This window comes from Virgibacillus sp. NKC19-16 (genome assembly GCF_021560035.1).
Lineage (GTDB): Bacteria > Bacillota > Bacilli > Bacillales > Amphibacillaceae > Virgibacillus_L > Virgibacillus_L salidurans.
This window is the reverse complement of the sequence record NZ_CP074373.1, coordinates 1573475-1585887: the sequence shown is the minus strand read 5'-3', so window position 1 is coordinate 1585887 and position 12413 is coordinate 1573475. Positions and strand designations below refer to the sequence as shown.

Sequence of the window (12413 nt, the reverse complement as noted above, 5' to 3'; positions counted from 1 at the left end):
ATATTATCGTTAGCAATAAGAAATTGCAAACATTTTTGTTATAAAAATTTCAATCGTTTACAAGTGAAATATTATATATTGTCTGCTATTCTAGGTAGAGATATATTGTGAGGGGATGAGATAATGATAATACCAATAATTGGAAATGTTACATATTCCATTACATTAGATCCGACTGTATGGATTTTTGATGACAGAAAAATATTACTGGACGAAGCATTTACAAGTTTAGATAAGCAAGACGAAACAGAAGATGAGCTAAAAAAAGCTTCCGAAGTTTGGGACCGGGCTATTGAAAAAGCCCCACCTGTGAATAGGAGCATATCGCGAATGGAAGGGAATAAAATATTAGAAAATTCCTATGTCATGCCGATTAATTACTTTTTAGACAACGCGGAAATAAATCCAAAAGCTGAAACAGCAACACTTGTAACAAATGATGAGGATGTGGAGATGCCACTTCATGATCTTTACAGGAGTTGTTTCTTATTCTCGGTGGAAGGAAAGCCTCTAAAAGAAGATGGGCCTGTACATCTATACTATATGGATGGTTCCAATAAGGAAGATCCAATCAAAAATGTTACCAAAATAATTATTAATTAATCGTTTAAGTGCGCTTTCAAATAGTTGTCGAATTAGAAGCAAGAAGGTCGAGGCGGCGTAGTTTTGAGCAGACGATCTTGCAAGCAGGAAAAGTGATTTTCTTTTCCATGGAACGAAACGTATGCTTTTAAATACGTGAGTAGCGAAAAACAAACCAACGAAGAGATTCATTGCTTATCATTCGATGACTTTTTGAACAACTCTTTAAAAAAAATGAACGTCTTCTTAGAAGCTGTTACACTATACTGCATGAGTTTTTTGTATATTTTTTCGTATTCCATCCAAAATAACCTTAAGTTGAGTATTATTTAGGAGGAATGCTGCATGAATATGCGGATAGCTATATTGCTTTTTGTTAGTGTATTCGTTATCGCTGGCTGCCAACAAGAAGAAGAACCTTTAGCAAATGAAGAAGACCAAAATAATAGAATTACACAAGTGGAAAACTCTGATCCAGCAGAGAGAAAAAATTTAAATAATGGTGAAATCGCCGACCACTTAGCTAATGTAGCAGGTGATGTACCAAATGTTAATGATTCAGCAGCAGTTGTTGCGGGGCCTTACACAGTTGTTGGGATTGATGTAGATAAGGATTTAGACCGCTCTAGAGTAGGTACCATCAAATATTCTGTCATGGAAGCACTCCAACATGACCCATATGGAAAAACAGCAGTCGTCGTAGCAGATGCCGATGTTATGGAAAGGATCCGCGGCATGGGAAATAAAATAAGACAAGGTCACCCTGTAGATGGCGTTGTAGATGAGGTCGCTGCAATCGTAGGAAGGTATATGCCTGAATTTCCTATAAATGAAGATCAGCCTCAGGAACCTGACCAAAACAAAGAGATCATGCCTGAAGAAGATGAACAACAGTTGGAAGATGTTGAAGAAGAACAATCCCACCATCAAAGTGAGGAATAAAAATAAAAAAGGTGATCCCTGCTTATGCTTGGGAATCACCTTTTTATGGTTTTTTAATTTGTATTTTCCTCTTTCACTTCATTATAGTATTGGACACCAAACTGCGAACCTTCATCGACCATTTTGGCATTGTCTCGCTGCGCAGGGCCACTGTCCGATGATTGATCTGGAATACCGGCATCTTCTAATAACGTATTCCCTGTATTTTTATTCGTTTTAAATTTATCTGTTACGTTTTTTGCGTTTTGTTTCAATTTATCCCGATTTTCTTGATCTTTTAAAAAATAACCTGTTACAGCAGCCCCTATGGCTCCTGCTGCTCCTGCAGATAAAATATACCTTTTTTTCATCAAAATCGCCCTCCCTATTTATTAATTTCTATTTTCCCCTATATAAATTTTTATAAACATGAAATACGTTTATAAGCGAACGCTTTCTATGTTATAGTATTTTACAAGCATTTATAATTTTGAGGTGAAAATTTATGCAGGTAAAATGTGTTATTTGTGATACTGTAGAAACGTTAGAAGATCATTCTCCAGAGGCAAAACGGTTAAGAAATCGCAGAGTCCATATGTATTTATGCGATACATGTTATGGGCGAATTGAATATAAAACGAAACAACGTCATTCTACAGGAAACTTCCATTTGTATAGAAAGAAGAAACAAAAGCATGACTTGATTTAAAGCTTGTTCACGACTTTAAATCCAAAAAAAACGCCTTATTCAGGCGTTTTTTTATGACTTTGATTTCCTTTTCTTTGCCTGTGCAATCTAAATCGATAAATCGCCAACACGAGCGAAATAACTATCAAGCTTTCTGTAATTGGCATTTGGAGAATACTAAATATGGTAATAATGTATGTACCAACAGCTAGCATGATATATACAAAAATCGTTTTTAAAAGTGGAAGTTTTCTTGCAAAACCTAATTTAAAAGCAATAGCTCCAAATATCAAATTAAGTACATAAAAAATCCAAAATACATTATCTGGAAAATTATTTAATACAAAATCAAAAATAGGACTGAAATTCGTGGCATCCATCTATCTTCCCCCATTGGTGCTGTTTGTAATTTTATTTCTTTATCCTTTACTCTCTCGTAGACTCTTTCACCATCATACTAAATGTTTAAGCTTCATGCCAGCCAAAGCAATTTGTTAACCACTCTAATTGGAACATTTACTAATTTTGTTATATACTATGTAGAGATTAATATAGAGGTGGTCCTATGAAAAACATTAACTTTCCCATGCTTTTATTAGCTATATTAGTAATTTCTCTGTTTGCAGCTGTAGGAGTGGGTATCGCCCTGCGCAATATTTGGCTTATATTACTTTTTCTTATTGCAGGTTTCCTGGTCATGGGATATGGCATTTCATTAAAACGAAAAAAAAGTGACTCCGTAAGCTAGGGAGTCACTTTTTTCCTTTTTGTAAATAATCGTTTATAATCCTCTTTTGAATGGTAGAATTGCAGGTCAGAACGGAGCTCTTATCAAGCATACTTACCGGATTTCCATCTATATCCGAAGTAATACCGCCTACTTCATCTGCAATAACAATACCTGCTGCTACATCCCAAGGGGCAAGACTCATTGATAAATAGCCATCCATCACACCTTCTGCTACATATGCTAATTCCAGTGCAGCAGAGCCGTATGTTCTGGATCCTCGAATCGTTCTCACAAAATCTTGCATCCGCTGCTCATCTACCAAACGATTTTCACATAACCAAAAATGATTCAGACCAAATATGACCTCTTCAAATTTTAAATTCGGATTTAAAGGAGCTAATTTCACATCATTTTTATAGGCTCCTTCATTTCTTTTAGCATAAAACAGAACATCTGCCATTACATCATAAATAATCCCTATTTCACCAACACCATCATGATATATGCCTACAGAAATGGCAAAATTCTTTTTCTGATGTACGAAATTCATCGTGCCATCGATTGGATCAATTATCCATACTGTTCCATTTAATGTTGTTAAATGATCCCCAAATCCCTCTTCACTTAAAATGTAGTGTTCAGGGTACGATGCTTTTATATTCGTTATAAAAAAAGACTCTGTTTCTTTATCCATTGTTGTTACAAGATCATTCGCATTTGATTTTGTAGCGATATCATATGGATCATTTATTTTATTTCGAATATTGGCTCCTGCTTCCAGAACCCATGATTTAGCCTGGTTAAAAAGGGTATCACGAAATTCTACATTCATATATTCTCCTCCGTTATTTTTCTGTCTACTATTCATATTATCAGATTAGAGGATTGGAGTCATTGTATTCGGATTGGTTTTTTTCTAATAAAAGACCTCCAATATGTATATTAAGATACGTTATTGGAGATCCTCAAATAGCTTTATTATTCATTTTCAGCTTTCTGTAACTGTAATCTTAGTTGCTCCAATCGTTCTTTTGCTTTTATAATTTGTACGTTATCATTGGCTTTTAGTGCATCATGAAGTGTTACAAGTTCATAATCAATTTCCATACGTATAACTGGAAGCTTTTCCTGGGCTTCTTTACGTCTTATTGCCTCCATTACATATTTCAAACTATTCACGCCCTCTCAGAACACTTTTAATATGTTTATGATTATTTTACAATTTTGGTACGGCAATTAACTTAAAATGAACGATTCATTTACTTTAATTTCCCCAAATGCCTTTATTTTTAAACATATTTTTTACTGTACATTCCTTGACTAAAACCTTTTTATACTTAATAATAATTAGTATCATTTACATGTATTACATGTTGAAAGGATGATAACATGTCATTTGAAGGTTTTGCGAAGAAAGATTTTAATACGTTTTTAATAGATGGTTTGGACGAACGAATGGAAGCAATTCAAACACGTATCCAGCCAAAATTTCAAGAAATTGGAAGTTATCTTGCTGACTATTTATCTGCTGAAATTGGCAATGAAATGTATTTACATATTGCAAAACATGCGAGAAGAACCGTTAATCCACCTAACGATACATGGTTAGCAATTGCTGATAATAAACGAGGGTATAAAAAGCATCCGCATTTTCAAGTTGGTTTATTTGATGACCATGTTTTCATTTGGTTGGCTTTCATTTATGAATTAGATCATAAAAGTAAAATAGCTGAAAGTTTTGTAGACGACTTTGAGAAAATAAAACAGCTTCCTGATCATTATGTCGTTTCGCTGGATCATATGAAAAAAAATAAAATAAAACTTAAAGACCTGCAACTAAAGGATGTGGAGCGGTTTCGTGATGTGAAAAAAGCAGAGTTTCTTATAGGCCAGCACTTACCTGTTGAGGACCCACGTCTAACGGATGGTGATGCGTTTTTAGAAACGGCAAAAGAGACATACAAAAGATTACTACCTTTTTACCAAAAAGCAATGGGAGCGAAATAATAAAGAATGAGGCAGCACGAGTTGCGATGTGCTGCCTCATTTCATTGATATTGTATTTGCTTGTGACTCCCTTGCCTTTTTTACAACTTGATAACTTGTATAGCCTGAAGCTGTTTCAAACTCCTTAAATAACGTTTTCTCTTCACTTTTAGATGGTACAATTTGCTTAAATTTGTTATACGCCTCTAATAATTCATCACGCTTCACTTGTTGCTCATACGCCTTTTCAATTAAACTGAAAAAACGAACGACATCAACTATTTCTTCTTTCGTCCATGTTTCATCAATGGGATAGTGGTAGTCCATAATAATCACCTCACATTTTTGACCATCTTTCGCTAACAGATTCTGCCTCTTTCCGAATGGATTGAAATAGTTCATTCACAGTCGGAATATCATTTATTCTTGCTGCGCCCTGTCCAGCCCAGCCAAAGCCTTTCGATTCGTCCCCATTGTTGATATAGCTTTTATTTGCTTCACCACTTATAAAATCTTTTAGTGACTCATACCCTTGATCCCTTTCTTCTATACGCAAGATTTGATCTGTCCAATGGTTTGATAGCGCTCTAGCTGGTGTACCAAGTGAACGCTTAATGACAACAGTAGCATTTTCATCAGCTTCAAGAATTGCTTGTTTATAATTCTTATGTGCATCAACACATTCCTTTGTAGAAATAAACCTCGTTCCCATTTCGATTCCTTCAGCACCAAGCGCCATTGCTGCCATCATACTACGGCCATCCACGATGCCGCCAGAAGCAATTACAGGAATAGAGACATGATCGACAACTTTTGGTGTTAATACCATTGCCCCTACATCTCCCCGACCTAGATGTCCTCCCCCTTCCTGACCAACTACCATTACAGCATCAGCACCTAATTCTTCGGCCTTTTCCGCTTGTCTCCTTGCAGCAACCAGAACAAGTTTTTTTATTGGATGGCCTTCCACCATATCTAGTACACCTTTTGGATTTCCACCCGTAACAGAAATCACTGGTACCTTTTCCTCAATAGCTACCTCTACCATATGTTCAAATGCGCGACCATGCTGTCCAATTGCAAAATTCACCCCAAATGGATTTGCAGTCATGGTTTTAGCACGTCTTATCTCCTTACGCAAGCTATCAGCAGAGGTTAAGCTCATCGCAGTTATTTGCCCTAAACCACCTGCGTTTGATACTGCTGCAGCCAAATCTGCATAAGCTAAATAAGCTAGCCCTCCCTGAATAATGGGATAATCAATATTTAACAGTTCCGTTACTCTCGTTTTCCATTTCATAAAAAAACGCTCCCCCTTGTTTGAACATTGTTATATGTATACTACCATTAATTGGTTAATGATGGCTAATCCTACTATCCAATCGAAAGCAGAAAAAGAGCTGCGATTCAACACAGCTCTTTTTCTCCTTTATCCGTTCAATTTTCATTACAAGTAGGACATGTTCCATATAGGGTAGTTACTTTCTCTTCATCATATGTTTCAATTACTTTATGACAATCTTGACAAATAATCGTTCCCATTGGCCCAGCTCCTTTTCTCGCTTAATATGTTATCATATTCATATTATAATATGTCACATTGAAAGTTACAACCCCAAATTAGTATAACGTTATTTAAAGTGTGCTATTTTATATGTTGCAGTTGAAAAAACAGCTAACCAAATGGCTAACTGTTTCATGATCAATATTTTTTATGCTGGCGTTTGTATTAAGTCCGGGTCAACCAGTTCATATCCCTTATCACGTAATCCATTAACAATATCGCTTAGAGCCTCTGATGTCCATTCCCTGTCATGCATTAATAAATTAGAACCAGCACTCAAAAATTCGGTATTAACCATAATATCTGCAAGGGCCTCTTTATCCATATATTCTTCATTCCAATCATAGCCATAGGACCAGTTCATTACTGTCATACCTTCTTCCTCAGCTACTTGGATGGAATAATCGGTATTAGCACCATGCGGAGCTCGGAAAAATGATGGGCGCTCTCCAATAATTTCTTCTACACGGTCGCTTAAACTGACGATTTCCTCTTTTTGTTCTTCCTCTGGTATTTCAGGTAATGTTGGATGACTATATGTATGGTTCCCAATTGCAAACCCCAATTCATGAATTTCCTTGAGCATTTCTTCTTCTTCAGGTGTATCCAAAAAATGCCCATTAACGAAGAAAATTGCGTCCGCATCCAGTTCATTTAACGTTTTAGCCATTTCAACCCCGTATTCATCCGGAGCATCATCTATTGTCAGCAGCACTACTTCTTCATCTGCATCATCTATCGGTACAACCGACCAGTTTTCTGAAATTTTATATTTAGGCTCCTCCGGTTCGGCTGCAACCTCTTCGTTTTCGACAATTTCTTCTGTTTCTTCCGTACCTTCTTCCACGTTTTCCTGATTGTTGTTTTCTGTCTGTTCTTCGGTATTTTCATTTTCTTGCTGACTGGATGAATCCGGTTCTCCAGCGGCAGGTTCATCGTTTCCATCGCATGCAGCCAAAACAAATAACAGTGCAATAGTAATATAAAATAGGCTTCTTTTCATTGTATGTACTTCCCCTCTTATAAATATATTTCTTCATCCATTATAATTGATAAGTATTGAAAATCCCACCTTAAATTAAGCAGCTTAAGGGTTTAGTTTTATTTTTACTGGGAATGTCAAATATAGTGGTTATAATTTCTCATTTCGTACAAACTAAGGGTAACTTGCACTCGAAAATTGTTGAAACATAATACTGATAAATGAAAGAATGATGTCATGCGGAATTTTAACCAGATGCTATGCTTTATGGTCAAAGAAAGACTTAAGGTTGCGTAACGATGCAAAAATAGAATAAATACAAAGGAGGTGCAAATAAGAGGCTGCTCCTAAACCACCACTTGGGGAGAAGCATAATGTAGCAGCAAGCGCACATTTTATTAGCTGTCAATGTCGAGAATTGACATGTTATCTAGGTATGTTATACTGCAAGAGTTTTGATAAAGTTTGTAGGGAGGTCTTATTATTAAATCCAAAAAAGTTACATCCGTTTTTTGGGTGTCTATTGCGTTAATATCAGTATTTATTATTTGGGGAGCTTTCTTCCCATCAAATGTTGACTATGTATTAGGCTTGATTGACGGTTTTATTTCGGAGACATTTGGCTGGTTTTATTTGTTGGTTACTACAGGGTTTGTTTTGCTTGCACTGTTTTTGATCTTTGGACCATATGGAAAAATCAAGCTTGGAAAGCCTGATGATAAACCGGAGTATAGCTATTTTACCTGGTTTGCATTTCTATTCACAGCTGGTATGGGGGTTGGTCTCGTATTCTACGGCGTGACGGAACCAATAACACATTATTATTCCCCTCCTTCTGCTGAACCTGAAACGATAGCTGCTGCAGAAGAGTCCATGCAATACACCTTATTCCACTGGGGATTCCATCCATGGGCTACATACGCGGTGCTTGCATTGGCTCTGGCTTATTTTAAATTCCGCCACCGGGCGCCTGCTTTGATCAGTTCCGCTTTTGCGCCACTGATCGGCGATCGATCTAAGGGCGGCCTTGGTGTTGCCATTGATACACTGGCCGTTTTTGCTACTGTATTTGGTATTGCAACATCGCTTGGACTTGGTGCGACACAGATTACAGCTGGTTTAAGCTATACCTTTGAAGGCATTCCAAATACACTGCTAACCAATCTATTGGTCATTTTAGTTATCACCGTGTTATTTATGCTTTCTGCTTCTACAGGCATTAACCGGGGTATCCGCTATCTGAGCTGGATAAATATTATTCTTGCTATTGCATTGATGGCCTTTGTATTCATTCTCGGTTCTTCTGTACAGATGATCGAATCATTTACAACAACACTTGGTAACTATATTCAAAACCTTCCAAGTATGACACTCGGCATGAATGCATTTACCGGTGAGAGAGAGTTTCTTAATGCATGGACACTCTTTTATTGGGCCTGGTGGATCGGCTGGTCGCCATTTGTTGGAACCTTTATTGCCAGAGTTTCCAGGGGAAGGACAATTCGTGAATTTGTCATCGGGGTTACTGCTATACCGGTAATATTCAGTGCCTTCTGGTTCTCCGTTTTCGGTATTGCCGGATTGGAAATGGATACAGCTCAAGGCGGCATTATCCACCAATTAATGAACGAAGCGGGCAATGAAGTAGCGTTATTTGCATTTCTTGAGTCACAGCCTATGGCAGCCGTTGTTATGGGTGTCGCAGTGCTCTTAATTGCATCCTTCTTCATCACTTCTGCCGATTCCGGTACATTTGTACTTGGCATGCTGACAACAGGAGGTAAGTTAAATCCAGGCCCGGGCGTGAAACTTATCTGGGGGATCATCCTTGCCGGAACTGCTGCGGTTCTATTGTGGTCCGGCGGGCTGAAAGCACTTGAAATGGCCATGCTGATTGCAGCATTCCCGTTCGCGATATTAATGATCTTTATGTGCATTGCGCTCATCAAAGCACTGAAAAGCGAACATGGCATTTTGCTAATGGAACACAAACAGCGCGAACATGATCCGCAGTTCCGGGAAAAGCAGAAGAAAGAACTGAGAAAAATGCGCAAAGGTTTCGAGGAAACACTTCCTGATGCTGATAAGGAAGAAATAGAAAATGAAAGAGATTCTTAAGTAAAAAGCTGTCCAGAAAAGGGAAGATACCCCACTCTGGACAGCTTTTTTGGTAGATGAGCTTCCTCGTATTATTCTCCTTCTCCATCCTCTGGCGCTTTTTGAAATAAAGCTTCCGGAATCATTTCAAAGCCTTCAATTACCGTGTTTTCTTCTACTTCCATCATTAAGAAACGTTTTCCATTGAAATGGACTTGGCGGACATATTTCAAGTCTTGTGGACTTATGGAGATATTCGCTATTTTCGTCTCTATTTTGATCGATTTTGAATTATATCTCGGTACAATGTTGTTTGCTTTAAATTCATAATGTTCATCATCAATCACTGTTTTAAAAGCAGACTCAACCTTTTCGGTACTGACATCTTCTATTCCACTGCTTTTTAACACGTTTTCTACATCTTTGTAGTCTAATTTCGGTGTATCTTCCTCTTCATTATCTTCTGCGACACGATGAATCTCTTCGTATACATTCGAAAGTGTGGAAGTATTGATATTTTGATCACCAGCTACGTTTTTCACAATTTCCTCAAAAACTAATTTATCCTGTGCAGCAGTCATGATTTCCTCCGCATTTAAAACTTCCTCCATAAAATGATAATCAGGTTCATTCTTTTTCCCTGAAGCATAAAGAACATGGTTCACGTCCTGCGCATTATACGTAATAGAAGGAAATAGAAATCCTGAAATAGGAGCTTTCAAATTGATAATTGGATCTACCACAATATTATATTTAAATTCCTTTTCAACATAATCAAATAGTAATTCTTTTTTCGGATCCTGTGTTTTATTCATACTGCATAAAATAAAGGGATGGGAATAAACCGTGTCACGTTCACTTACTTCCGCCTCACTACTTCTGTTCTTCATCGGCATCATATATTCTCCCCGAATAAATGTTACAACAATATCCATTTCGTATTGTTTATCCTTCAGCATTTTTTCTACGAGCTTGAGCATATGCTCCTTCCACTCTTCTGTATCATTACTTAAAAGGCCTTGATGAAGAATGAGCTGACTACCTTCTTCTACATCATGCTGAAACTTTAATTCAAATAACTTTTCATCCATTTGGCCGGATAGTACTTTTTTAAAATTATCTATAAACAGCTCTTGTTGATCAGTCTCCAGCATTTCAAATGGTGTACTCTGGTGATGGTAAATATCGCTGGATTCTTTCATGATGTACACATTAAAAATTTCATGTATTTTCAATAAATCATTATCCACTTTAAATTGCCTGCGGATATTTGCTATGTCATTTTTGTCCATCGTTGTCCCACTCCTATGTAGATTATCTGTATGTACCTTCGTATACACACATTCTACTATTTTATCATAGAAGTAAATAGTTTTTCCTGCTGTTTATAATAATTTGCAAACATAAAAGCTCTCTGATGGTAGACACCACCAGAGAGCTTTTTCACATACTCTATTACATACTATGAATTGGAGTTCCTAAAGCTACTTCTGCAGCTTCCATGGTGATTTCACCAAGTGTTGGATGTGCATGTACGGTTAAGGAAATATCCTCAGCTGTCATACCTGCTTCAATTGCTAGTCCAACTTCTGCAATCATATCACTTGCATTCGGTCCGGCGATTTGAGCTCCAATCACTAATCCATCCTCAACGCGCGTGACTAGTTTCATGAAACCATCACTATCATTTAGCGACAGGGCACGACCGTTTGCTGCAAATGGGAATTTAGATGCTTTTGCTTTATAACCGGCATCTTTCGCTTCTTTTTCTGTATAACCAACAGATGCGAGTTCAGGGTCTGTGAACGCAACAGCAGGCATTCCAATATAGTCAACTTCGGATTTTTCACCACTGATTACTTCAGCAGCTATTTTTCCTTCATAAGAAGCTTTATGTGCAAGCGGTGAGCCTGGTACGATATCACCAATTGCATAGATGTTATCAATATTTGTACGGCTTTGTTTATCAACTTTAATTAAACCGTTGTCGTCTGTCTCAATACCTACTTGTTCTAACCCAATTTCTTCTGTATTTGGACGACGACCAACTGTAACTAATACGTAATCAGCTTCAATCGTTTCTTCTTTACCGTCAACTTCATAGCTGACTTTCACACCATCTTTAGATTCTTCAACGCCTTTAGCCATTGCTTTCGTAACAACTTTTGCGTCTTTTTTCTTCAAGCGTTTTTTAACAACTTGTTTCATTTGTTTTTCGAAACCGCCAAGTATATCATCGGCACCCTCTAAAATAGTAATGTCTGTACCAAAGTTCGCATAGGCAGAACCAAGTTCCGTACCAACATAACCGCCACCGATGACAACCATTTTCTTAGGAATTTCTTTCAAATCAAGCGCGCCGGTAGAATCCAGTACACGATCAGAAAATTTGAAACTTGGAATTTCAATTGGTGATGAACCTGTTGCGATAATACAATTATTAAATTTATAGGTCTGAGAATCTTTTTCATCCATAATTTTTGCTGTATTTTTGTCAACAAAGTATGCCTCACCTTTTAAAATATCCACTTTATTCCCTTTCAAAAGGCTCTCAACACCTGAAGTAAGTTTATTAACTACGCTGCCTTTCCACTCTTGAACTTTAGAAAAATCTACAGAAACATTTTCGGTTGAAATACCTAATTCTTCATTGCCGTGAGCTTGTTCTGTTAAATGTCCTGCTTGAATCAAGGCTTTTGATGGAATACATCCAACGTTTAGACAAACTCCCCCGAGTGCCCCTTTATCAACAATTGTAACCTTCTGCCCTAATTGTGCTGCACGAATGGCTGCTACATAACCGCCTGGACCGGCTCCTACGACCAGCGTGTCTACCTCAATTGGAAAGTCTCCTACTACCATA

At 37.4% G+C, this 12413-nt stretch carries 16 protein-coding genes; 6 read left to right on the top strand and 10 right to left on the bottom strand.

What is annotated here, in order from left to right:
* The first annotated feature begins 123 nt into the window (after positions 1-123).
* Both KFZ58_RS08200 and KFZ58_RS08195 read left to right on the top strand, forming a co-directional pair.
* Positions 124-603, top strand: a complete 480-nt coding sequence (locus tag KFZ58_RS08200; protein ID WP_235794314.1) for a hypothetical protein — start codon at positions 124-126, stop codon at positions 601-603.
* A gap of 324 nt (positions 604-927) precedes the next feature.
* Positions 928-1524 carry a YhcN/YlaJ family sporulation lipoprotein gene (locus KFZ58_RS08195; RefSeq protein WP_235794313.1) on the top strand — a complete coding sequence of 199 codons (597 nt, stop codon included), beginning with the start codon at positions 928-930 and terminating at the stop codon, positions 1522-1524.
* Positions 1525-1577: 53 nt separating this feature from the next.
* On the opposite strand, the gene KFZ58_RS08190 is transcribed toward KFZ58_RS08195, so the two are convergent.
* Positions 1578-1874: a YbyB family protein gene (locus KFZ58_RS08190; RefSeq protein WP_235794312.1), complete on the bottom strand. Its 297-nt coding sequence runs from the start codon at positions 1872-1874 to the stop codon at positions 1578-1580.
* Between the two features lie 134 nt (positions 1875-2008).
* Here KFZ58_RS08190 and KFZ58_RS08185 point away from each other — a divergent pair, with 134 nt between their 5' ends.
* Positions 2009-2212, top strand: a complete 204-nt coding sequence (locus KFZ58_RS08185; RefSeq protein WP_235794311.1) for a YlaI family protein — start codon at positions 2009-2011, stop codon at positions 2210-2212.
* A 35-nt stretch (positions 2213-2247) separates the two neighbouring features.
* Here the strand turns inward: KFZ58_RS08185 and KFZ58_RS08180 are convergent, their stop codons facing one another.
* Positions 2248-2571: a YlaH-like family protein gene (locus KFZ58_RS08180; protein WP_235794310.1), complete on the bottom strand. Its 324-nt coding sequence runs from the start codon at positions 2569-2571 to the stop codon at positions 2248-2250.
* A 185-nt stretch (positions 2572-2756) separates the two neighbouring features.
* Between KFZ58_RS08180 and KFZ58_RS08175 the strand changes: the two genes are divergently transcribed.
* Positions 2757-2939, top strand: a complete 183-nt coding sequence (locus KFZ58_RS08175; protein ID WP_235794309.1) for a DUF5325 family protein — start codon at positions 2757-2759, stop codon at positions 2937-2939.
* 4 nt (positions 2940-2943) lie between these two features.
* Here the strand turns inward: KFZ58_RS08175 and KFZ58_RS08170 are convergent, their stop codons facing one another.
* Positions 2944-3753, bottom strand: coding sequence for an inositol monophosphatase family protein (locus tag KFZ58_RS08170; protein ID WP_235794308.1), 810 nt, complete (start codon positions 3751-3753; stop codon positions 2944-2946).
* Positions 3754-3899: 146 nt separating this feature from the next.
* Entirely contained in the window at positions 3900-4091 is a 192-nt protein-coding gene (locus KFZ58_RS08165; RefSeq protein WP_235794307.1) for a YkzI domain-containing protein, read from the bottom strand.
* 219 nt (positions 4092-4310) lie between these two features.
* Between KFZ58_RS08165 and KFZ58_RS08160 the strand changes: the two genes are divergently transcribed.
* Positions 4311-4928: a YktB family protein gene (locus tag KFZ58_RS08160; protein WP_235794306.1), complete on the top strand. Its 618-nt coding sequence runs from the start codon at positions 4311-4313 to the stop codon at positions 4926-4928.
* A gap of 36 nt (positions 4929-4964) precedes the next feature.
* Here the strand turns inward: KFZ58_RS08160 and KFZ58_RS08155 are convergent, their stop codons facing one another.
* From KFZ58_RS08155 to KFZ58_RS08140, 4 genes are all read right to left on the bottom strand, one after another.
* Positions 4965-5234 carry a UPF0223 family protein gene (locus KFZ58_RS08155; RefSeq protein WP_235794305.1) on the bottom strand — a complete coding sequence of 90 codons (270 nt, stop codon included), beginning with the start codon at positions 5232-5234 and terminating at the stop codon, positions 4965-4967.
* Positions 5235-5244: 10 nt separating this feature from the next.
* A complete protein-coding gene (locus KFZ58_RS08150) occupies positions 5245-6207 on the bottom strand; it encodes an NAD(P)H-dependent flavin oxidoreductase (RefSeq protein WP_235794304.1) in 963 nt (320 codons plus the stop codon).
* 137 nt (positions 6208-6344) lie between these two features.
* The gene (locus KFZ58_RS08145) at positions 6345-6449 is read right to left on the bottom strand and encodes a GapA-binding peptide SR1P (RefSeq protein WP_235794303.1); all 105 of its coding nucleotides are present in this window, start codon (positions 6447-6449) and stop codon (positions 6345-6347) included.
* Between the two features lie 170 nt (positions 6450-6619).
* Positions 6620-7474, bottom strand: a complete 855-nt coding sequence (locus KFZ58_RS08140) for a polysaccharide deacetylase family protein (RefSeq protein WP_235794302.1) — start codon at positions 7472-7474, stop codon at positions 6620-6622.
* Between the two features lie 495 nt (positions 7475-7969).
* Here KFZ58_RS08140 and KFZ58_RS08135 point away from each other — a divergent pair, with 495 nt between their 5' ends.
* Complete coding sequence (locus KFZ58_RS08135; protein ID WP_255695085.1) at positions 7970-9571, top strand: BCCT family transporter; 1602 nt, start codon at positions 7970-7972, stop codon at positions 9569-9571.
* A gap of 71 nt (positions 9572-9642) precedes the next feature.
* On the opposite strand, the gene KFZ58_RS08130 is transcribed toward KFZ58_RS08135, so the two are convergent.
* Both KFZ58_RS08130 and lpdA read right to left on the bottom strand, forming a co-directional pair.
* Positions 9643-10842 carry a DUF4317 domain-containing protein gene (locus KFZ58_RS08130; protein WP_235794301.1) on the bottom strand — a complete coding sequence of 400 codons (1200 nt, stop codon included), beginning with the start codon at positions 10840-10842 and terminating at the stop codon, positions 9643-9645.
* Positions 10843-11005: 163 nt separating this feature from the next.
* A complete protein-coding gene (gene lpdA, locus KFZ58_RS08125) occupies positions 11006-12412 on the bottom strand; it encodes a dihydrolipoyl dehydrogenase (protein ID WP_235794300.1) in 1407 nt (468 codons plus the stop codon).
* Between the last annotated feature and the right edge of the window lies 1 nt (position 12413).

Excerpts from the sequence above, each read along its gene's own strand:
- KFZ58_RS08185 (WP_235794311.1), top strand. The coding sequence starts at position 2,009 with ATGCAGGTAAAATGTGTTATTTGTGATACTGTAGAAACGTTAGAAGAT.
- KFZ58_RS08145 (WP_235794303.1), bottom strand. The coding sequence starts at position 6,449 with ATGGGAACGATTATTTGTCAAGATTGTCATAAAGTAATTGAAACATAT.
- KFZ58_RS08155 (WP_235794305.1), bottom strand. The coding sequence starts at position 5,234 with ATGGACTACCACTATCCCATTGATGAAACATGGACGAAAGAAGAAATA.
- KFZ58_RS08130 (WP_235794301.1), bottom strand. The coding sequence starts at position 10,842 with ATGGACAAAAATGACATAGCAAATATCCGCAGGCAATTTAAAGTGGAT.
- KFZ58_RS08175 (WP_235794309.1), top strand. The coding sequence starts at position 2,757 with ATGAAAAACATTAACTTTCCCATGCTTTTATTAGCTATATTAGTAATT.
- KFZ58_RS08200 (WP_235794314.1), top strand. The coding sequence starts at position 124 with ATGATAATACCAATAATTGGAAATGTTACATATTCCATTACATTAGAT.
- KFZ58_RS08140 (WP_235794302.1), bottom strand. The coding sequence starts at position 7,474 with ATGAAAAGAAGCCTATTTTATATTACTATTGCACTGTTATTTGTTTTG.
- KFZ58_RS08190 (WP_235794312.1), bottom strand. The coding sequence starts at position 1,874 with ATGAAAAAAAGGTATATTTTATCTGCAGGAGCAGCAGGAGCCATAGGG.
- KFZ58_RS08150 (WP_235794304.1), bottom strand. The coding sequence starts at position 6,207 with ATGAAATGGAAAACGAGAGTAACGGAACTGTTAAATATTGATTATCCC.
- lpdA (WP_235794300.1), bottom strand. The coding sequence starts at position 12,412 with ATGGTAGTAGGAGACTTTCCAATTGAGGTAGACACGCTGGTCGTAGGA.
- KFZ58_RS08180 (WP_235794310.1), bottom strand. The coding sequence starts at position 2,571 with ATGGATGCCACGAATTTCAGTCCTATTTTTGATTTTGTATTAAATAAT.
- KFZ58_RS08170 (WP_235794308.1), bottom strand. The coding sequence starts at position 3,753 with ATGAATGTAGAATTTCGTGATACCCTTTTTAACCAGGCTAAATCATGG.
- KFZ58_RS08195 (WP_235794313.1), top strand. The coding sequence starts at position 928 with ATGAATATGCGGATAGCTATATTGCTTTTTGTTAGTGTATTCGTTATC.
- KFZ58_RS08160 (WP_235794306.1), top strand. The coding sequence starts at position 4,311 with ATGTCATTTGAAGGTTTTGCGAAGAAAGATTTTAATACGTTTTTAATA.